Raw genomic sequence first — 19,841 nt, 5'->3', positions numbered from 1 at the left:
CGCGGTGACGGACGGGCGGCGCCCCCACGGCCCCGCCGTCCGTCAAAGCAGGAGCAGCACCGCCGCGCCCCACAGCACCGACAGGGCCGCCAGCGGAGGCCCGACCGGCATGCCCTGCTGCCCCGCCGTCGCCTCCTGCGCCGGTCGCAGCTCCGGGTGGAGCAGCAGCGCCCGCAGCTCGTCGGCGGCGCGCTCCGCGGCCGGCTCGCGGCCCAGGCGGCGCTCCAGCCACGCGAAGCCGGTGGGGGAGACGTCGACGGAGTCGTCCTTGGCCCTTCCGACGCGGATGCTGTCCTCGGCGTGCCGCACGGACGTGATCCCGTCCCACGGGACCCGCCGCACGCGCCACGCCCCGGTCACCCACAGCCCGTCCCGGTCGGCGGTGATCCGCCAGGTCAGCGCCGTCGCCACGGCCGTCACCAGCCACGGCAGACCCGCGAGCAGGAACAGCCAGGTCCACGACGGCTTCTCGTCGAGCATGGCCCAGATGCCGCCGCCCTCCACCAGCAGCAGGAAGAGCCCCACCGCCCGCGAGAAGCCGTGCGCCTTCCACACGCGCGGGCCCGCCGTGGGCGTCATACCGGCGGCGACCTCGTCGGCGGACCGCTGGGCACTCTCCCGCTCACGGAGCCGCGGCCGGGACCCGCTCCGGCCCGCGTCCGCCGGTTTCACCGCGCTGACGCTGCACTCCACCGCCACCTCGTCGTCGTCCGCGTCGTCGCGCGCCACGAAGGCGACCTCGGCGCCGGCGTAGGGGACGCCGTACAGGACGGCCTCCCGCAACGGCGGGGCGGGGTCCTCGCCCCGGAGGATGTCGGTGAGCCTGCCGAGTTCGACGGCGGCCGCGGAGTCGTCGCCCCGTTCGTGACCGTCCGCCTCCTCCTCGCCGTCGTCCTCGTCGTCGGCGGCGTACAGCGAGTGGAAGTGCAGGACCGGCCGGAGGCCCCCGGGGTCGTCGGACGCGAACACCCAGGTGCGGCCGTCGTCGTGCCCCTCGCGCACCAGCACGTGCAGCACCGGCAGCGGCCCGCGCCGCAGCCGCCGCGAACGCATCCGCCCGGCCGCGCCGTTCACGAGGAACGCCAGCCCCGCGACGGAGCCGCCCAGCACCAGCAGCTCCCAGCCGAAGACGTCGTACGGCTCCGCGACGAGCGCCTTCCAGTCGCCGTCCACGACGATGTCGACCCGGGTGCCCGCGGGGAAGTCCTCGGGGTACCCCGTCTCGAAGCGGTACGCGCGCCCGTCGGCCGTCACCGTGACGACGTCGGCGTCCTCGTCTCCCCGGTCGACGGCGGTGACCCGTCCGGACAGCGCCGTGGCGCCCGCGGCCCGCTCCTCGTACGCGTCGACGACCTGCTGGGCCTGCCAGAAGCCGAACCCGGCGACGGCCAGCAGCAGTCCGCCCAGGACGACGGAGAACCTGCCCCGGCGGAAGGCCCGCGCGGCGGCGGGCAGCGGCTGTGCGACCGGTCCGGCCGCCTCCAGGGCCAGCGACCGCTGCCGGGCGGCGGCGGCCAGCCGGTGGAGGATCCCGGCGGTGGTGAACGCAACAGCGAGGAAGAACGCGAGCGCGGACGGCCGGCCGAACACGGCGAAACCCTCCTCGGCGACCAGCGCCACCGACACGACCCCGAGCCCGGCGAGCGCGAGCCGTGGCTGCCGCCCCACCCAGTACGGGGTCAGCACCATGACGGCGGCCACCCCGAGGCCCGGCCAGTCGGTGCCGCACGGGTCGGCGGACGTGCAGGCGGCGACGGGGCCCGACTCCAGTTCCCACACCACGGAGACGAGATACGCCAGGACCGCCCACAGCGGCCGGGCCCACCGGGCGGGTACGGCGTCGAGCCAGCGCTGGGCGTCGGGAGTCCGCCAGTCGGCGGTGCCGGGCGGTATGTGCTCGGCGGGCAACGGCACGGGATGTGTGGACACCCGCGCATTATGATCACACGTTCCGCACGCCCGGATCAGGCCCCGCTGGATCAGCCCTCGACCGCGTACGGCAGGAAACCGGCCCACGCGACGGGGGCGAAGGCGAGACGAGGGCCGTCGAGGTTCTTCGAGTCACGGACGTGCACGGTGGCGGGTTCGGTCGCGATCTCGACGCAGGAGTCACCCTCGCTGCCGCTGCTGTAGCTGCTCTTGAACCAGGCCAGGTCGGAGGCGCCCCCGAATGTGGTCTTGCGGTTCATGTCTCCCCCAGCAGTTGTTCGATGAAGGCAGTCGACTCACGTGGCGTGAGTGCCTGCGCGCGGATGATGCCGTACCGGAGTTCCAGGATACGGAGCTGCCGTAGGTCGGACACCGGTCGTCCGTTGGCCACCGCCGGTGAGCGGCCGACCGCTGAACCGTCCTCGAACTTGAGTACCTCGATAGCTCCGTCCACGCCGGCGTGCTCGTAGCGTTCCAGCGGCATCACTTGTAGCTCGACGTTACACAACTGTGCGATCCGGAGCAGGTGTTCAAGCTGACCGCGCAGGACGTCCCTCCCACCCAGTGGCCGTCGAAGGGTCCACTCCTCCAGGATGAAGCTGAGGTCCGGCGCGGTGTCCCGCTCGAAGACCGCCTTGCGCGCTACGCGAGCTGCGATGAAGCGCTCCACTTCCTCCGCCGAGTAGGCAGGGCGCCGCATGGACAGCAGGGCGCGAGTGCACTCCGGAGTCTGCAACAACCCGTGGACGTGCAGCGGATCGTAGAGCTGAAGCTCGACCGCCCGCGCTTCCAGCTGCGCCAGGTCCCGGACCTGCTTGGGATACCGGACCTTCTTGACGTCCTCCTTCATCGCCGCGACGAGTCCGCCGGCGCCCAGTACCTCGTCCGCCTTGTCCAAGTACTCGGGCCGGGGGATCCGCTTCCCCGTCTCGATCTTGTAGACGAGATCCGCGCCGTACCCGGCCGCCGTGGCGAAGTCATTGACCCGCATCCCCGCCGCGTCCCGGCGAAGCCGCAACTGGCGTCCCACCGTGGCCACGACGGCCAGTGCCCAGTCGTCGTCCGGGTCGACCTCCCACCCCGGCTCGTCCGTCCGGTCCGCTTCCGTCCCGACCCGCACCGCCTCATCGCTCACCGTCATGCGTGCCCCTCCGTCGTGCTGCGACGTCCTGTTCCGACCTGTTCGCAGGAGCTACTTCGACAGCTCGGACAAAGCCCGCTGAACCTTGGACCGTAGCTCTACGTGACAGCTCAATTACGCATCTCAGTATGTCCGGTCGGCCACGCTCGGTGATGTGAATCAGCAAACTCAGGGACCTGCCGCGCCCGGGACACGACCCGAACCCGACGACGCCGTCCGCGACTTCACCATGCTGCTGTCGTCCACCCCGCGAGGAGCCCGCCTGGCCCGCCTGCTCGCCGTGGACACACTCCGGAGCTGGGGGCTCCCGCACGAGCGGGCAAGCCACGTCATCGCGGAACTGGCGGCCAACGCGGCCACGCACGGCCGTGTCCCCGGCCGCAGCTTCCGGCTCACGCTCTACGTGGTCGGCACCACGCTCCGCATCGAGGTCACGGACACACGCGGTGACGAGATGCCCGTGCCGCACGTGCCGGACCCGGCAGCCGAGTCAGGCCGGGGACTGTTGCTCGTCGAGGCGCTGGCCGACCGCTGGGGCGTCACCGGGGGGCGGTTCCCGCGCAAGACCGTCTGGGCCGAACTGGGCTTTTCACCACCGCGACCCGCACCTTCGCGCTCCGGTGGTCTCGGCGACTGAAAGACAAAGAACTCGGGGGAAAGCACCCCCACCAAACCCGACCCTCCCGCCCGTAGCCGGCCTCACTCGGGCGGGTGAACATCTCCGCTTCGGCTGGATTTTCGGCCTGCCGAGGCCCGACGCTCAGCGCAACGCACCACACGACAGCAGACATGAGACGGCCCCCGCCGGGACTGCAATCCCGATGCGAGGGCCTGACCACCGAGGAAGAGGAAGCTTCCCGATGGGTACCCAGAACCCTAGCGCGCCCCCGCGCGCCCAGGCCCGTCTTACGGGCAACAACCACCCGAGCCCGGCCCACCCCACCACCGGCGGGCTCCAGCACGACAACTCGCCCCACACCACCCGCTTCACGGTGATCGGCAACCACCTCGCCCAGCACCGGCAGCTCTCGCTTCTCGCCATCGGGCTCGGCGTGCACCTCCAGTCGCTGCCCAAGGGCGCCCCGGCCGACATCAAGAGCCTCAGCACCCGGTTCCCCGAGGGAGCCACCCGTATCGCCGCCGCCCTGCGCGAGCTGGAGCGCCACGGCTACCTGCGCCGCGAGCGCCATCGCACCCCGACCGGCTGCATCGTCAGCCGCACCGTCTCCTGCAATCAGCCGGCGATGGCCCGCACCCACCCCGAGCCCTCTCCCCGGACCGCCGACCGGCCGGAGCCCTCGACAGCGCCGGAAGCACAGCCACAGCCGCGCCCGCAGGGACCCTGCGAAGAGCGCGCGCCACAGGCCCCGCGCGAACCACGCGTACCCCGCAAGCCGCTCCCCGCCGTACCCCGCCCCCAGTGCAACGTCCCCGCACTGTTCCGGGCCGCCGCCGACCTCCTCGCGGACCTCCGCCGCCACGACTCCCAGATGCTCCTCTCCGCCTCCGACACCGCTCACCTGACCCCCGGCGTCGCCGCCTGGCTGGAGCGGGACGTCACTCCCGCCGCCGTACGCCGAGCCCTGACCGCCGACCTGCCGCCCGAGGGCGTACGCCGCCCCGCCGCCTTCCTGGCGCACCGCCTCGCCGCCCAGCTCCCACCCCCGGCCCCGTACCGCGAGCCGGCCACCGCCCCGCCCGCACGGCCGCGGCTTCCCCTGCGGAACTGCGACGGCTGCGACCGCGGTTTCCGCGCACCCGAGCCCGGTCTCTGCCGCGACTGCCGCTCCGACCTTCAGGAGGCCCCCTAGCATGGACGTGACGATCCTTGCCCCTGGGCACAGACGACGAGGAGCGAGCGCCATGACCATCGCACCCGGCAACGCGCGGCGGAACAGCTCCCCTCACTACCGGGCCATGAGGGACGTCGTGCAGTCGATGGACGACACCCTTCCCGGGAAATTCGAAGTCACCAAGGAAGGGATCGTGCACGACATGATGTCGCCGGGGGGCCCGCACGAGGTCACAGCCGCGCACGTCAGCCGCCGTCTGGAGAAGGTCATGCCGGACGAACTGCTGGCCCACAACGGCACACCCGACGTGGAAGACGTGCCCGAGGGCATCATGCGGCACCCGGACGTGATGGTGATCGCCTGGGCCGACCTCGATGTCGAAGGATCCGTCGACCCCCGCACGGTCGTCGCCGCGATCGAGGTCGTGTCCCGGTCCAACCCGGAGAACGACTGGGTGGGCAAGATGCGCGACTATCCGCTGCTCGGCATTCCGATCTATGTCATCTTCGATCCCCGTACGGGGAGCGGTGCCGTCTTCACCGACATCCACTCCACCCCGGACGGACCCCGCTACGCGGTGCGTAAGGACTTCGTCTACGGCGAGGACGTCACCATCGGAGAATGGACCATCCCCACGAGCGGCCTGCCGCGCTACCAGGACGCCGGCGCCTCATAAGCTGACCTCATGACGGAACTCCCCGCCCGGCGTCTGATGCTGGTGCACGCCCACCCCGACGACGAGTCGATCAACAACGGCGCGACCATGGCCCGGTACGCGGCCGAGGGCGCCCACGTGACGCTGGTCACCTGCACGCTCGGTGAGCGGGGTGAGGTCATCCCCGGCGAGCTGCGGCACCTGAGCGGGGCCGCCCTCGGCGGGCACCGGCTCGGGGAGCTCAAGGAGGCCATGCGCGCGCTCGGGGTCACGGACTTCCGGCTGCTCGGCGGGGCCGGGCGCTACTGCGACTCCGGGATGATGGGACTGCCCGACAACGACGACCCCGGCTGCTTCTGGCAGGCCGACGTCGACCAGGCCGCCGCCACGCTCGCCGAGGTGATCCTCGAGGTGCGGCCGCAGGTCCTCGTCACGTACGACGAGAACGGGGGGTACGGCCACCCCGACCACATCCAGACCCACCGCGTCGCCATGCGCGCCGTCGAGCTCGCCGCCGAGGCCGGGTGGGACGTCCCCAAGGTGTACTGGAACCGCGTTCCGCGATCCGTGGCCGAGGAGTCCTTCGCCCGGCTGGACGACGACCTCGCCACCCTGCCCTTCGACAAGGCCGGCGCCATGGCCGACGTACCCGGTGTGGTCGACGACGAGCGGATCACCGCAGCGATCGACGGCACCGCGTACGCCTCCGCCAAGGCCGCCGCCATGCGCGCGCACGTCACCCAGATCACCGTCGCCGAGCCGTACTTCGTGCTCTCCAACGAACTCGCGCAGCCCCTCTTCACCACCGAGTACTACGAGTTGGTGCGCGGGGAACGTCCCGAAGGGCGGGAGAGCGACCTGTTCGCCGGAGCCGGAGCCGACGCCGGGGGAGCGTCGTGAGCGGCGAGCGGGCGCCGATGCTGGCGCAGCCGCTGCGCCCGCCCTCCGCCGGGCGGGCCGTCGCCCACCTGGGACTTGTGCTGCTCGGGGCCGTGACCGGCGTCGCGGGCGCGCTCGTCCAGCCCGCCTGGTTCCCGGGCGGGCTGCTGCTGGCGCTGGCCGCCGAGGCGGGCTTGGTGCTGGCGGCGGCCCGTGTGATGGGCAGTCGGGCCGGTGGCGTGGCGGTCGCCGCCGGGTGGATGCTCGTCGTCGTCCTGCTCACGGCCAGCCGTCCGGAAGGCGACTTCCTGTTCGCCGCGGGTGCCGGATCGTACCTCTTCCTGCTCGGCGGCATCGGCGTGGCTGTGATCTGCGCCACCGTTGGCGGGGGGCGGAAACCGGCCGCCGACCCCGCCCGACTTGGCAAGTGACGTACCACTTCGCCGTGTCTGGGGGGTGCGGGTCCCGTGTGGGTTTCGCCAGCGGTACTGGGATACGGGCCGGATGTGGCCAGTAAGGTGGTGCGCGCCGCCGAGCCTCCCTCGAACCCTCGGCCTCGCCCGAGCAGGGGGGACCCCCACCGTGAGGTCGTGACGGGCGGCGGAGCCAACCGGGAGAACCTGCCTTGAGTCGTGAAACTGACACTCCGTCCTCCGGGCCCGACGGGCGCGGCGGAGCCGCCTACCCGTCGGGCACCCCGCCCTACGGCATTCCGGCGATTCCGGACGCGGGTACGGACGCGGGCCGTTCGGCCGCGCGACCGGAGGAACGCAAGACCGAGACCACGCTGACCACCCGGATCCGGATCAACATCCCCGGATCGCGGCCCATTCCGCCGGTGGTCGTGCGCCAGCCCGTCAAGGACGCGGAGAGCAAGGGCCCCGCCGAGGCCGAGGCTTCGGCGGCTCCCGCTCCGGCCCCCGCCGACGAGACGGCCGCGCTTCCGGCGCTGCCCACCCGGCCCGCCCAGTCCGCTCAGCCCGCCAAGCCGGCGGCCGAGGACAAGCCGGCCAGCGACTGGTTCGCGCCGCGCAAGGGCGGCTCCGGCAAGGGGACTCAGGGCGGCGGCTCCGCCAACGGAGCCGCTGCCGCGAGCGGTTCGGGAAGCGGAGCGCCCGGCGGCGCCCCGGCCGGTCCCCCCGCACCGGCCGCACCCGGTGGTGCGCGGCCGGGTGCCGGGCGTCCGGGAGGCGTGGTCGGTGCCATGGGCGCGCCCGGCGGCCCCCGTCCCGGCGCCGCGACGGGCTCCGGACCGACCGGCACGACCGGTGCGACCGGCGGTCCCGTCGCCCCCGGACACGGAGGCGGCACCGGCTCCTTCGACGTGACCGAGGCACTGGCCGGCGGTCCCGCCGCCAACGGCACCCGGCCGGGCGCCGACCGCGGGGGCGAGCCGCGCCGCGACGACCCCCCGTTCCTCCCCGACGGCGGCCCCGCCGCTCCGCCCGGGCGGCGCGCTCCGGGCGGCCAGGGCCACCCGAACGGGCCGCAGGGCCCCGCCGGCCCCACGGGCGGCCCGGTCACCGGCAGCGGCCCGATGGCCCCGCCGGCGGGAGGCGTTCCGGGCGGTCCGGGTGTTCCGGGCGGTGCCGCTCCCGCCGGTGCGCAGCAGGGCGGCCGTCCCGGCGCCCAGGCGGTCGGTGGCACCGGTCTCAGTGACGACACCGCGATCCTCACGCCCCAGCAGCCCGCCGAGCCGGGCACCCCGGGTTACGGACCCCGCCACGACAACGTCTCCGGGCACACCGTGACCAGCGGCATCCCGGTCGTCCCCGCGAGCGCCGCCTTCGACGCGCCCGGCACCGGCCCGGCCGGCCCCCGCGCGCAGACACCCCCCGAGCGGCCCGAACCGGCCGCCGCGCCCCCGGCGAGCTCCGCCAAGCCGCCGAAGAAGAAGGGCCGCAGCAAGCTCGTCCTGCTCGGCACCGGTGTGGTCGCCGTCCTCGCGGTCGCCTACGGCGCCGGTCTGCTGATGAACAGCTCCGACGTGCCCAAGGGCACCACCGTGCTCGGCGTCGACATCGGCGGCGGCACCCGCGACGACGCCGTGAAGAAGCTGGACGCCGCCCTCGACAGCCGGCTGAACAAGCCGCTGAAGCTGTCGGTCGACGGCAGGACCGTGGAGCTCCAGCCGGACAACGCCGGTCTGCAGTTCGACACCGACGCCACCGCCGCCGCGGCCGCCACCAGCGACTACAACCCGGTCAACGTGATCGGCTCGCTCTTCGGCCAGCAGCGCGTCGTCGACCCGGTCATGCCCGTCGACGAGGAGAAGCTCCAGGCGGCCCTGGAGAACGCGGCCGGCGGTTCCGGCTCCGTGACCGAGGGCTCCATCACATTCGAGTCCGGCAAGGCCGTCCCCGTCTATCCCAAGGCGGGCCAGGGCATCGACGTGGCCGAGGCGTCCGGCGTGGTGACGGAGGCGTACCGCGCCCAGGTGGAGACGGGCTCCGCCGCCGCGGTGAACGTGCCGACCAGCCCCCAGCAGCCGAAGGTCTCCAAGGCCGAGGTCGACCGGATGCTGAAGGAGTTCGCCGAGCCGGCGATGTCGGACATCGTGACCGTGCAGACCGACCCGGCGCACTCCATCCCGATGAGCCCCGAGAAGTCCCTGTGGAAGTTCCTCCGGGTGCAGGCCGTGGGCGGGAAGCTGGTCGACAAGCCCGACCTGAACGCCCTGAAGGAGCTGTACGGGCAGACCTTCGACGGCGTGCTCATCACCCGGGGCAACGGCGAGAAGACGCCCGTCACCCCGCAGGACGTCTACGGCGCCCTCCGGCAGGCCCTGATGAGCAAGACCGACCGCGTCGCCGTCATCGAGACCGACCCCAGCTGACGCGGCCCCCCGCGGGCGCACGGGAAAGCGGCGCCGTACGGGTCCCGGTCCGGGACCCGTACGGCGCCGCTCCGCGTTCGCGTCAGTGGGCGGCGACGACCACCGGGGCCTGGGCGCCCTCGGCGGCGGCCTCCTCGTGCGAGCGGCGCTCGGTGCCGAGTACGGCGACCACGGCACCGATCAGTTCAGCATCGCCCGGGCCGCCAGCGCCTCGCCCCGCACCCGCTCGGCGGCATCCTCGTCCACCGCCTCCACCACCTCGGCGTACGCCTCCAGCTCCCCGGCCCCCGCCGAGAACTCCCCCCGCTGCACCAGCAGCCGGGCCCGCTCGTACCGCAGCCGCGCCGCGTGCGAGGGCAGCAGCAGCGACAGGTCCACCGCCCACAGGCCCACGTCCGACCGCTCCGGCCGGGCCGCCGCCCACGCCCGCACGTTGTTCAGGATCCGCAGGACGACCTCCAGCGGCCCCGCCGGCGTCAGCATCGACGCGTCCAGCGCCGCCCCCGTCGCCCCCGCGACCAGCAGCTCCGCGTCCGCCCCGGTCAGCACCCGGCCCCCGTCGAACGGATCGGCCAGCACCTGCCCCGCCCCCGGCTCCCCGAACCCGACGACGAAGTGCCCGGGCAGCGCCACCCCGTACACCGGCGCGCCCGCCCGCCGCGCCACCTCCAGCCAGACCACCGACAGCAGGATCGGCAGCCCGCACCGCCGCCGCACCACCTCGTGCAGCAGCGACGACTCCAGCCGCTGGTAGTCCTCCGGCCTGCCGCGGAAGCCGTAGCGCTCACCCAGCAGCTCCCGCAGCGCCGACGCCCACGCGTGCGGCGAACCCGGCCGGTAGGGCAGCTCACCGGCCAGCCGGTCCAGCTCCACCTCCACGGCGTCCATCCCCGCCTCGTCCAGCGTGCCGTCACCCACGGCGCCCACCAGCAGACAGAGCGCGGACAGTCCGGGCCGCTCGCTGCGGGCCTCCTCGGCGAACCGCCCGCGCAGTTCGGCCGAGCGTCCGGGAGGCGGCGGACAGGGGGAGCGCATACCCGGTACGTGCCCGCTCACGGCGCTCCCTCACCCTCCGGGGCGCGGTAGTGGTGGTACGCGTGGTGCGCGGCGAACCCCATGCGCTCGTACAGCGCCCGCGCGCCCGCGTTGTCCGCCTCCACCTGGAGCCACGCCGCCGAGGCGCCCTCGTCCAGCGCCCGCCGGGCCAGCGCCGCCATCACGGCGGTCGCCAGCCCCCGTCGGCGCCGCTCCGGATCCACCTCGACCGCCGCGAACCCGGCCCACCGACCGTCCACCACGCACCGCCCGATGGCCGCCGGCGCGTCCGCGCCGCCCGGCACCGTGGCGAACCACACCGACGGCCCGCCCGTCAGCACCCGCAGGGCCACCTCGCTCACCCCCTTGCGCTGATACCGGGCCAGCCACGCCTCACCGGCCTCCCGCGACAACACCACCCCCGACGTGTCCCCGTCCAGGTCCGCGACCGGCGCCAGCGGACCCACCCACATCTCGGCGGTCACCTCCCGCACCCAGCCGCGCCGCTCCAGCTCCGCGCAGAGCAGCTCCTGAGTCCCCTCGGCACCCGTCGCGGTCTGGACGTACGCGGGCAGCCCGCGAGCCGCGTACCAGCCGCGTACGGCCCCCAGCGCCTCGTCGAGCGGCACGCCCGGGTCCCCGAGCGGCAGCACGGAGTTGGCCCGCCGGGTGAAGCCCTCCCGCCGCCCGGCCACCGCCCCCCGAGGACGTCCTTGGCACGGCACCTCCCCGGCCGCGGCCCGCAGCTCCCACTCCCCGAGCCGCTCGCTCTCCACGGGCCGCCACGCCCGCGCGGAGACCCGGGCCAGCTCCTCGTAGGAGGCGGCCGGACCGCGCCGACGCGCCGGAGCGGACGGCACGGGTTTGGCCGCGACCAGCGCGGACTCGGCGACGCGGACACTCTCCCCGCTCTTCCGTGTGATCCGCAGCACACCGTCGTCCCATGATGTGAGAACACCGACCGTGTCAGTGAACTTCTCACCCGGGGGGCCATGTTCGACCAAGCTCCTCACGGAGACCCGTTTCCCCACGTCAGCAGTGGTGATACGGACCTCGAGGCGCCCGGCGGCAGAGATTTCCACAGGTCAGTTCACCCCTCCTGTTCGGATCATGCCCAGAAACGGAGATACTAGGGGCGGGCATCGACGACGCCGCGCTCCCGCGCGCCAGGCGGCGGAGCCTGAGGAGGCCCGCCAGCGCCCTATCGAGGAGGAACGACAGCGTGACCTACGTCATCGCGCAGCCTTGTGTCGACGTGAAGGACAAGGCGTGCATCGAGGAGTGCCCGGTCGACTGCATCTACGAGGGCCAGCGGTCCTTGTACATCCACCCGGACGAATGCGTCGACTGTGGCGCCTGTGAACCGGTCTGCCCGGTCGAGGCCATCTTCTACGAGGACGACACTCCCGAGGAGTGGAAGGACTACTACAAGGCGAACGTCGAGTTCTTCGACGAGCTCGGCTCGCCCGGCGGGGCCAGCAAGCTGGGCCTGATCGAGCGGGACCACCCGTTCATCGCCGCGCTGCCGCCGCAGGCGTAACCGTCCCGCAAGCGGCCCCGCACCGACGTGCCGCCCCGGTCCCGTACGGCCCCGCCGCCGTACGGGGCCGAGGCGTTCGCCGAACCAGAAAGTGAGCCCCGCCCGTGTCCGCAGTCTCCGACCGGTTGCCCACCTTCCCCTGGGACAGGCTGGAGCCGTACAAGAAGACGGCCGCCGCGCACCCCGACGGCATCGTCGACCTCTCGGTCGGCACGCCCGTCGACCCGGTGCCCGAGCCGATCCAGAAGGCGCTGACCGCCGCGGCGGACTCCCCGGGCTATCCGACCGTCTGGGGCACCCCGGAACTGCGTGACGCGATCACCCGCTGGGCGGAGCACCGGCTGGGCGCCCGCGGGATGACCCACCACCACGTCCTGCCGGTCGTCGGCTCCAAGGAACTGGTCGCCTGGCTCCCCACCCAGCTCGGACTGGGTCCCGGCGACAAGGTCGCCTTCCCGCGCCTGGCCTACCCGACGTACGAGGTCGGCGCCCGCCTCGCCCGCGCGCAGTACGAGGCCTACGACGATCCGACCGAGCTGGACCCGGCGAACCTGAAGCTGCTCTGGCTGAACTCCCCGTCCAACCCGACCGGCCGGGTGCTCTCCCGGGAGGAGCTGACCCGGATCGTCGCCTGGGCGCGCGAGCACGGCGTCCTCCTCCTCTCCGACGAGTGCTACATCGAACTGGGCTGGGAGGCCGACCCCGTCTCGGTGCTGCACCCCGACGTCAACGGCGGGTCCTACGACGGCATCGTCTCGGTCCACTCCCTGTCCAAGCGGTCCAACCTCGCCGGCTACCGCGCCGCGTTCCTCGCCGGTGACCCGGCGGTCCTCGGCCCGCTGCTCCAGATCCGCAAGCACGGCGGGATGATGACGTCCGCGCCGACGCAGGCGGCCGTCGTGGCGGCGCTGAGCGACGACGAGCACGTCCGCGTCCAGCGCGGGCGCTACGCGGCCCGCCGCACCGCCCTGCGCGACGCCCTCCTCGCCCACGGCTTCCGCATCGAGCACAGCGAGGCCAGCCTCTACCTCTGGGCCACCCGCGACGAGTCCTGCTGGACCACCGTCGCCCACCTCGCCGACCTCGGCATCCTCGTCGCCCCCGGCGACTTCTACGGCCCGGCGGGCGCCGACTTCGTCCGCGTCGCCCTCACGGCGTCGGACGCCCGGGTCCAGGCAGCGGTCACCCGCCTGACCGCCTGACCCCGGCCTCGCCGGACCGGTGGCCGGGGCGGCGCCGGCGGCGACGCGCAGCCCCGGCGCCCGCAGGTGCGCGCACACGAAGAACGGGGCCTGGGAAAGCACCCCGGACCCCGTCGCCGTACAGCCCGGCCGCAAGCCGGCCTCAGCCGATCGGCAGCCCCTCGACCGGCAGGTTCTGCGCCGGGCCACCACCCTTGCCCAGCGAGTCCGTCGGCAGTTCCTTCACCACCGGCACGGCCTTCTTCACGGCCGTGCCCGCGGCCGGCGCCACCTGGCCCGCGTCGGGCGTGGTCTTGCCGACACCCCTCGACACGTTGTCCATGGTGGTGCCGGGGGCACCGTCGAGGGCGTTCAGCCCGAGGCCGGGCGCGGCCGGCAGCTGCGGAGCCGCGCTCGCGGAACCGGCGGCACCGACCCCGGCGGCCGCTCCCGCAGCGACGATCAGCGCGGCACGGGCGATCCGACGGGTCAGGGGGAGGGACATGGTGCTCCTTCGACGGCAGAGAACTCGGACGCAGTGACTACCGCTCGACCGCCAGGAAGGTTGCGGCGCGGCACCGTAAAGAGTTGGCAATGCGCCGCCCGACCGGCCGCGTTCAACGCCTGCGGGGGACAGCCCGCACTACTGCACGGTCGTGATCCTGACCGTCCCGGCGCCGCCGTCCCCGTCCCCGGCCGGCGCCTTGGCGTCGTCCTGCCGCCACTGGCCGTCGGTCGTCCCCGCGACCCACTCCCGCCCGGCGTACGACACCCGCTTTATGCGCAGCTCCGAGGCGTTCGCCACGGCCCAGTGGGCGAGCTGCCAGCCCCGCGCCCCGGCGCTCCGCCCGGCACCCGCACCGGCGTCCCCGGTGACCGGAAGCGTCACCGTCCGCCCGTCGGAGCCACCGGAGGCGTCCGCGGAGGGAGAGGCCGTCGCCGAGCCCCCCACCTGGGCACCCGCCGGCTCCAGCACGTCCCGCCCGAAGTCCCGCGCCAGCGCCTGACGCACCCCGTCCGTACCCGACGCCCGGGTCGCCGAGGGACGGCCCTCGCAGGTGAGCGTCGCCGCCGAGCGCCCGGTGAGGGCGGCGGCCAGCAGGGCGGCGTCCGGTTCGTGCTTGGCGTACGCCTGCGGGAAGCCGCTGCGCTGCACCCGCTGCGCGGCGACCGTGAGCGGCAGCCGGGTGTAGCCCGGCACCTCCTCGAGGTGCTCGTAGAACTTGTCCGCCGAGTACGACGGGTCCATGATCTCCCGCGGCGTGCCCCAGCCCTGCGAGGGACGCTGCTGGAACAGGCCCAGCGAGTCACGGTCGCCGTAGTCGATGTTGCGCAGCGCCGACTCCTGCAGGGCGGTCGCCAGCGCGATCGTCACCGCCCGCTCGGGCAGGTTGCGCGCGGTGCCCACGGCGGTGATCGTCGCCGCGTTCACCGCCTGCTCGGGTGTGAACTCGTACGTCGCACCGTCGCCCCTGCCGGAGACGACCTTGCAGCCCGGACCGCGGGTGCCCCCGGTGTCGTACTGCACCACGACGTATCCGGCGACCGCGGACAGCACCACGAGACCCGCGCTCCAGCGGAAGACACGGCCGCGACGCGTGCGCTTGGTGGGAAGGGACGGCTCTGGCACGCGTACAAGGTACTGGAGAGTACGGTTCGCTGTGAGCCGGGTGCGCACCGTGCGCGCACGCCCGGCGGGTTAGGGTCGAGGCCATGGCCGACACCCCGCTTGACCTCACGCTGGACGCCGCGCGGCTGACCGCGCAGCTCGTCGACTTCCCCTCCGAGAGCGGCTCCGAGAAGCCACTCGCGGACGCGATCGAGACCGCGCTGCGCACACTGCCGCACCTCACGGTCGACCGGTACGGCAACAACGTCGTGGCCCGTACGAGGCTCGGGCGCGCGGAGCGGGTGATCCTCGCCGGCCACATCGACACCGTCCCCATCGCGGACAACGTCCCCTCCCGGCTCGACGCCGACGGCACGCTGTGGGGCTGCGGCACCTGCGACATGAAGGCCGGCGTGGCCGTCCAGCTGCGCCTCGCGGCCACGGTCCCCGCACCCAACCGCGACCTGACCTTCGTCTTCTACGACAACGAGGAGGTCTCCGCCGACCTCAACGGCCTGAAGCACGTCGCCGAGGCCCACCCCGAATGGCTGGAGGGCGACTTCGCGGTGCTCCTCGAACCCTCCGACGGCCAGGTGGAGGGCGGCTGCCAGGGCACGCTGCGGGTGCTGCTCAGGACCACCGGCGAGCGCGCCCACTCCGCGCGCGGCTGGATGGGCTCCAACGCCATCCACGCCGCCGCCCCGATCCTCGCCCGCCTGGCCTCCTACGAGCCGCGCCACCCGGTGATCGACGGCCTGGAGTACCGCGAGGGCCTGAACGCGGTCGGCATCTCCGGGGGAGTGGCGGGCAACGTCATCCCCGACGAGTGCGTCGTCACCGTCAACTTCCGCTACGCCCCGGACCGCAGCGAGGAGGAGGCCCTGGCGCACGTCCGTGAGGTCTTCGCGGACTGCCAGGTGAGCGACTTCGTCGTCGACGACCACAGCGGCGCGGCCCTCCCCGGCCTCTCCCACCCGGCTGCGGCCGCCTTCATCGAAGCGGTGGGCGGCACCCCGCAGCCCAAGTACGGGTGGACGGACGTCTCCCGCTTCGCCTCCCTGGGCATCCCCGCCGTCAACTACGGCCCCGGCAACCCCCACTTGGCGCACAAGCGGGACGAGCGCGTGGACACGTCGAAGATCCTCGCGGGGGAGGAACGGCTGCGCTCCTGGCTGACCGCCTGAGCCCGCACGGGCGCGGGGGCGTTTGGAACCGTCTCCCGTGGACATGCTGACGTCCCCCGTACGTAACCCGCGTGGATCTACGCTGAGGCGGTACGACCTGGCAATCGGAGGGAGCGCACATGGCTACGGGAAACCCGGAGGGCAAGCGGCAGCCACCAAAGGAGAAGCGACTGGGGCCGGTGCTCCGCCGGCGCGGCCAGGTGCAGGGAAGCACCACCGACCAGCGCCTGCTGGACGAGCGCGCCCCGTCGGACTGGGTGCACACCGACCCCTGGCGGGTGCTGCGCATCCAGTCGGAGTTCATCGAGGGCTTCGGCACGCTGGCCGAACTCCCGCCCGCCATCAGCGTCTTCGGCTCGGCCCGCACACCCGTCGACTCGCCCGAGTACCAGGCCGGGGTACGGCTGGGCCGGGGCCTGGTCGAAGCCGGCTTCGCGGTGATCACCGGCGGCGGCCCGGGAGCCATGGAAGCGGCCAACAAGGGCGCCCTCGAAGCGGACGGCATGTCGGTCGGCCTGGGCATCGAGCTGCCCTTCGAGCAGGGGCTGAACCAGTACGTCGACATCGGCCTGAACTTCCGGTACTTCTTCGTCCGCAAGCTGATGTTCGTGAAGTACGCCCAGGGCTTCGTGGTCCTGCCCGGCGGCCTCGGCACACTCGACGAGCTCTTCGAGGCCCTGACCCTCGTCCAGACCCAGAAGGTCACCCAGTTCCCCATCGTGCTGTTCGGCACGGAGTACTGGGGCGGCCTGGTCGACTGGCTGCGCAACTCGGTCATCGCCCAGGGCAAGGCGGCCGAGAAGGACCTCCTCCTGTTCCACGTCACGGACGACGTGGAGGAGGCGGTGGCCCTGGTCTCCAAGGAAGCGGGGCGCTAGAAAACCCCGGGAACGGCGGCGGGGCGGAAGCACTTCGGCGCACCCGCCCGCCGGCCCCCTGGTCCTAGGCCAGTCCCCGCCGCGCCACGGCAGGCTCCCGCTCCCCGGCGATCGCGGACACCATGTCCAGCACCTGCCGCGTCTCCGCGACCTCGTGCACCCGGTACACCTGCGCCCCCAGCCACGCCGACACCGCCGTCGTGGCGAGCGTCCCCACCACCCGCTCCTTGACCGGCCGGTCCAGCGTCTCCCCGACGAAGTCCTTGTTGGACAGGGACACCAGCACCGGCCACCCGGTGTCCACCATCTCCCCCAGCCGCCGCGTCGCCTCGAGACTGTGCCGGGTGTTCTTCCCGAAGTCGTGCCCCGGATCGATCATCACCGACTCCCGCGCCACCCCCAGCGACACCGCCCGCTCCGCCAGCCCCACGGTCACGTCGAGGATGTCGGCCATGACGTCGTCGTACGCCACCCGGTGCGGCCGCGTCCGCGGCTGCGAGCCTCCCGCGTGGGTGCACACCAGGCCCGCCCCGTACCGCGCGGCGACCTCCGCGAGCCGCGGGTCGACCCCGCCCCACGCGTCGTTCAGGACGTCCGCGCCCGCCTCGCACACCGCCTCGCCGACCTCGTGCCGCCAGGTGTCCACGCTGATCACGACGTCCGGGAAGCGCCGCCGCACCTCGGCGACGAAGCCGACCGTCCGCCGCGCCTCCTCCTCGGCGGACACCTCCTCGCCGGGGCCGGCCTTCACCCCGCCGATGTCGATGATCGCGGCGCCCTCGGCCACGGCCTGCTCGACGCGCGTGAGCGCCGGCTCGTCGAGGAACGTGGCGCCCCGGTCGTAGAAGGAGTCCGGGGTCCGGTTCACGATCGCCATGATCACCCGCTCGTGCGGTGCGAATTCCCGCCTGCCCAGCCTGAGCATCCCCTGAGACCTCTTCCTCGCGCGTCCGGTCCGGGCCGCCCGTGTCCGCCCGACGGCCCCGGGTGTCAGACTCGCATGGCACGATCGGAGCCACACATCCGACTCCGACTCATCCGACCGTGGGGGCCCCGGCGATGGTTATGTTCCTGTTCCTGGTGGTGGCGCTCGCCGTCGTGGTCGCCGCGGTGACCCTCGCCGTGGTGGGCGGCGGCGACCACGGCCCGCTGCCCGACGCCGCCCCCGAGCGCCTGGTGGACCACCTCCCGCCGGACCGGCCGGTCAGCCGCGCGGACGTGGACGGCCTGCGCTTCCCGCTCGCCCCCCGCGGCTACCGCATGGCCGACGTGGACGACGCCCTCGGCCGCCTCGGCGCCGAGATCGCCGAGCGCGACGCCCGGATCGCCGACCTGGAGGCCGCGCTGGCAGGCGCCCGCGCCGCCGCCGCGCACATGTCCCTGGACAAGTCCGCCCCGCACCACGAGGACGAGCGGCCGTGACCGGGGGAGCAGCCGCCGTCGCCGGCCCGGACGGCCTCCCGCGCTGCCCGTGGGCCCTGTCCACCCCGGACTACGTGGCGTACCACGACGAGGAGTGGGGCCGCCCGGTCCGCGGGGACGACGCGCTCTTCGAGCGGCTCAGCCTGGAGGCGTTCCAGTCCGGCCTGTCCTGGATCACCATCCTGCGGCGCCGCCCCGGCTTCCGCGCCGCCTTCGCCGACTTCAAGATCGCCACGGTCGCGGAGTTCACCGACACCGACCGCGAACGCCTGCTGGCGGACACCGGGATCATCCGCAACCGCGCCAAGATCGACGCCACACTCGCCAACGCGCGCCTGCTGGCCGCGTGGGAGCCCGGTGCCCTGGACGCGCTGATCTGGTCGCACGCCCCCGACCCGGCCGTCCGGCCGGCACCGACGACCCTCACCGACGTCCCGGCGGTGACCCCCGAGTCGACGGCCCTGTCCAAGGACCTGAAGAAGCGGGGCGTGCGCTTCGTCGGCCCGACCACGGCGTACGCCCTGATGCAGGCATGCGGACTGGTCAACGACCACCTGGACACCTGCGCCATGAGAAGCGCCCCTTGAGGGGCGCGGGGAACTGCGCGACCAGCCACGACGAACCCGCAGCTCAAGGCGGCGGCGCAGCCCCGGGCTCCCTCCAGGGGCGCGGGGAACTGCGCGACCAGCCACGAACCCGCAGCCGCCGCCGCACTCCCGAGGTCACCGACCCAGGTACTTCGGCTTCTCCTTGTTGACGAACGCCCGTACCGCGATCGCGTGGTCCTCCGAGGAACCCGCCCGGGTCTGCAGCTCGTCCTCTTTCTCCAGCGCCTCCTCCAGCGAGTGGCTCAGCCCGTACGCCACGGACTCCTTCAGCGCCGCGTACGCCACCGTCGGCCCCCCGGCCAGCGCACGGGCCACCTTCTCCGCCTCGGCGCGCAGCTCCGCCGCAGGCACCAGACGGTTGGCGATGCCCAGCTCGTACGCCTCCTGGGCGGAGATGCCGCGCGGGAAGAGCAGCAGGTCGGTGGCGCGCCCGGGGCCGACCACGCGCGGCAGCGTCCAGGAGATCCCCGAGTCGGCGGTCAGCGCGACCCCCGCGAACGAGGTGTTGAACGCCGCCGAGTCCGCGACGATCCGGTAGTCCGCGGCCAGCGCGAACCCGAAGCCCGCGCCCGCCGCGACCCCGTTCACCGCCGCGACCACCGGCTTCGGGGCTCCGGCGATCGCCTTCACGATCGGGTTGTAGTGCTCGCGCACCGTGCTCATCGTCTGCCCCGAACCCGTCTCCCGGTCCTCGGTCAGCAGCGTGATGTGCTCCTTGAGGTCCTGGCCGACGCAGAACGCCCGGTCACCGGCGGCCGTCAGCAGCACGGCCCGTACGGCGTCGTCGTCCGCCGCGGAGCGGACCGCGTCCCGGAGGGCGACCTTCGCCGCGACGTTCAGCGCGTTCATCGCCTCGGGGCGGTTCAGCGTGATCGTCGCGAGCCCGTCGCTCACCTCGTAGAGCACGGTGTCGGCCATGGTGTATCCCTCCGTGTGCGGCTCGGGACGTAGCGGTGCGTGCGTCCCCCTCTGCTGGACAGCATGACGGAGATCACCGGCCGTGGAGGAGGCCCTCCGTGTGAGCTGCGTCAAACAATCCGGGGCCGTTTCCGGTCGCCGGGAGTGAGTGCGGCGGCGAAGTATCGCAGTCACATCGCCGAATTGAGTGGTTTTGCTCGCGCGCGTTGCCCAAGCGATGCCTACTGATGTTG

21 protein-coding genes are annotated in these 19,841 nt (G+C 73.4%); 12 read left to right on the top strand and 9 right to left on the bottom strand.

Annotated features, from left to right (window positions below):
• Positions 1–42 precede the first annotated feature (42 nt).
• Genes ACZ6A9_RS01355 through ACZ6A9_RS01345 form a run of 3 tightly spaced genes read right to left on the bottom strand, consistent with a single transcriptional unit; the run spans position 43 to position 3,070 of the window.
• Positions 43–1,929, bottom strand: a complete 1,887-nt coding sequence (locus tag ACZ6A9_RS01355) for a hypothetical protein (RefSeq protein ID WP_468976198.1) — start codon at positions 1,927–1,929, stop codon at positions 43–45.
• 50 nt (positions 1,930–1,979) lie between these two features.
• Complete coding sequence (locus ACZ6A9_RS01350) at positions 1,980–2,189, bottom strand: DUF397 domain-containing protein (RefSeq protein ID WP_468976196.1); 210 nt, start codon at positions 2,187–2,189, stop codon at positions 1,980–1,982.
• Positions 2,186–3,070 carry a helix-turn-helix domain-containing protein gene (locus tag ACZ6A9_RS01345; RefSeq protein WP_468976194.1) on the bottom strand — a complete coding sequence of 295 codons (885 nt, stop codon included), beginning with the start codon at positions 3,068–3,070 and terminating at the stop codon, positions 2,186–2,188. Before ACZ6A9_RS01345 ends, ACZ6A9_RS01350 begins: the two co-directional genes overlap by 4 nt.
• Positions 3,071–3,299: 229 nt before the next feature.
• Here ACZ6A9_RS01345 and ACZ6A9_RS01340 point away from each other — a divergent pair, with 229 nt between their 5' ends.
• From ACZ6A9_RS01340 to ACZ6A9_RS01315, 6 genes are all read left to right on the top strand, one after another.
• The gene (locus ACZ6A9_RS01340; protein ID WP_468977922.1) at positions 3,300–3,707 is read left to right on the top strand and encodes an ATP-binding protein; all 408 of its coding nucleotides are present in this window, start codon (positions 3,300–3,302) and stop codon (positions 3,705–3,707) included.
• 223 nt (positions 3,708–3,930) lie between these two features.
• A complete protein-coding gene (locus ACZ6A9_RS01335; protein ID WP_468976191.1) occupies positions 3,931–4,881 on the top strand; it encodes a helix-turn-helix domain-containing protein in 951 nt (316 codons plus the stop codon).
• 52 nt (positions 4,882–4,933) lie between these two features.
• Positions 4,934–5,539: a Uma2 family endonuclease gene (locus ACZ6A9_RS01330; RefSeq protein ID WP_468976189.1), complete on the top strand. Its 606-nt coding sequence runs from the start codon at positions 4,934–4,936 to the stop codon at positions 5,537–5,539.
• Positions 5,540–5,548: 9 nt separating this feature from the next.
• Positions 5,549–6,418: an N-acetyl-1-D-myo-inositol-2-amino-2-deoxy-alpha-D-glucopyranoside deacetylase gene (gene mshB / locus ACZ6A9_RS01325; protein ID WP_468976186.1), complete on the top strand. Its 870-nt coding sequence runs from the start codon at positions 5,549–5,551 to the stop codon at positions 6,416–6,418.
• Positions 6,419–6,435: 17 nt separating this feature from the next.
• Positions 6,436–6,828, top strand: a complete 393-nt coding sequence (locus ACZ6A9_RS01320) for a DUF6113 family protein (protein ID WP_468977920.1) — start codon at positions 6,436–6,438, stop codon at positions 6,826–6,828.
• Between the two features lie 194 nt (positions 6,829–7,022).
• On the top strand, positions 7,023–9,233 hold the full coding sequence (locus tag ACZ6A9_RS01315; protein ID WP_468976184.1) for a hypothetical protein: 2,211 nt from the start codon (positions 7,023–7,025) through the stop codon (positions 9,231–9,233).
• A gap of 180 nt (positions 9,234–9,413) precedes the next feature.
• On the opposite strand, the gene ACZ6A9_RS01310 is transcribed toward ACZ6A9_RS01315, so the two are convergent.
• Positions 9,414–10,268 carry a transglutaminase-like and tetratricopeptide repeat-containing protein gene (locus ACZ6A9_RS01310; protein ID WP_468977918.1) on the bottom strand — a complete coding sequence of 285 codons (855 nt, stop codon included), beginning with the start codon at positions 10,266–10,268 and terminating at the stop codon, positions 9,414–9,416.
• A gap of 17 nt (positions 10,269–10,285) precedes the next feature.
• Positions 10,286–11,350, bottom strand: a complete 1,065-nt coding sequence (locus ACZ6A9_RS01305) for a GNAT family N-acetyltransferase (protein ID WP_468976182.1) — start codon at positions 11,348–11,350, stop codon at positions 10,286–10,288.
• A 140-nt stretch (positions 11,351–11,490) separates the two neighbouring features.
• Here ACZ6A9_RS01305 and fdxA point away from each other — a divergent pair, with 140 nt between their 5' ends.
• Both fdxA and ACZ6A9_RS01295 read left to right on the top strand, forming a co-directional pair.
• Positions 11,491–11,808, top strand: a complete 318-nt coding sequence (gene fdxA, locus ACZ6A9_RS01300) for a ferredoxin (protein WP_004926152.1) — start codon at positions 11,491–11,493, stop codon at positions 11,806–11,808.
• Positions 11,809–11,912: 104 nt separating this feature from the next.
• On the top strand, positions 11,913–13,010 hold the full coding sequence (locus ACZ6A9_RS01295) for a bifunctional succinyldiaminopimelate transaminase/glutamate-prephenate aminotransferase (RefSeq protein ID WP_468976179.1): 1,098 nt from the start codon (positions 11,913–11,915) through the stop codon (positions 13,008–13,010).
• Between the two features lie 142 nt (positions 13,011–13,152).
• On the opposite strand, the gene ACZ6A9_RS01290 is transcribed toward ACZ6A9_RS01295, so the two are convergent.
• Both ACZ6A9_RS01290 and ACZ6A9_RS01285 read right to left on the bottom strand, forming a co-directional pair.
• Positions 13,153–13,494: an ATP-binding protein gene (locus ACZ6A9_RS01290; protein WP_468976177.1), complete on the bottom strand. Its 342-nt coding sequence runs from the start codon at positions 13,492–13,494 to the stop codon at positions 13,153–13,155.
• Positions 13,495–13,632: 138 nt separating this feature from the next.
• On the bottom strand, positions 13,633–14,619 hold the full coding sequence (locus ACZ6A9_RS01285; protein WP_468976175.1) for a VldE C-terminal domain-containing protein: 987 nt from the start codon (positions 14,617–14,619) through the stop codon (positions 13,633–13,635).
• 83 nt (positions 14,620–14,702) lie between these two features.
• Between ACZ6A9_RS01285 and dapE the strand changes: the two genes are divergently transcribed.
• Together dapE and ACZ6A9_RS01275 are read left to right on the top strand one after the other, a co-directional pair.
• Positions 14,703–15,782 (top strand): succinyl-diaminopimelate desuccinylase, encoded by a 1,080-nt coding sequence (dapE, locus tag ACZ6A9_RS01280; protein ID WP_468976173.1) that lies wholly within the window; start codon positions 14,703–14,705, stop codon positions 15,780–15,782.
• Positions 15,783–15,901: 119 nt separating this feature from the next.
• Entirely contained in the window at positions 15,902–16,660 is a 759-nt protein-coding gene (locus ACZ6A9_RS01275; protein ID WP_468976171.1) for an LOG family protein, read from the top strand.
• 64 nt (positions 16,661–16,724) lie between these two features.
• Here the strand turns inward: ACZ6A9_RS01275 and folP are convergent, their stop codons facing one another.
• A complete protein-coding gene (gene folP / locus ACZ6A9_RS01270; RefSeq protein WP_468976168.1) occupies positions 16,725–17,585 on the bottom strand; it encodes a dihydropteroate synthase in 861 nt (286 codons plus the stop codon).
• 134 nt (positions 17,586–17,719) lie between these two features.
• On the opposite strand from folP, the gene ACZ6A9_RS01265 reads away from it, so the two are divergent.
• Together ACZ6A9_RS01265 and ACZ6A9_RS01260 are read left to right on the top strand one after the other, a co-directional pair.
• Positions 17,720–18,082 (top strand): DivIVA domain-containing protein, encoded by a 363-nt coding sequence (locus tag ACZ6A9_RS01265; RefSeq protein ID WP_468976165.1) that lies wholly within the window; start codon positions 17,720–17,722, stop codon positions 18,080–18,082.
• Positions 18,079–18,669: a DNA-3-methyladenine glycosylase I gene (locus ACZ6A9_RS01260; protein ID WP_468976162.1), complete on the top strand. Its 591-nt coding sequence runs from the start codon at positions 18,079–18,081 to the stop codon at positions 18,667–18,669. The genes ACZ6A9_RS01265 and ACZ6A9_RS01260 overlap by 4 nt, the downstream gene beginning before the upstream one ends.
• A 135-nt stretch (positions 18,670–18,804) precedes the next feature.
• Here the strand turns inward: ACZ6A9_RS01260 and chcB are convergent, their stop codons facing one another.
• Positions 18,805–19,608 (bottom strand): 2-cyclohexenylcarbonyl CoA isomerase, encoded by an 804-nt coding sequence (gene chcB / locus ACZ6A9_RS01255; RefSeq protein WP_468976160.1) that lies wholly within the window; start codon positions 19,606–19,608, stop codon positions 18,805–18,807.
• Positions 19,609–19,841 lie beyond the last annotated feature (233 nt).

The organism is Streptomyces sp. NPDC041124, from assembly GCF_055592385.1.
The sequence above is the reverse complement of the archived record's forward strand: the minus strand, read 5'-3'. Positions and strand labels throughout refer to the sequence as shown.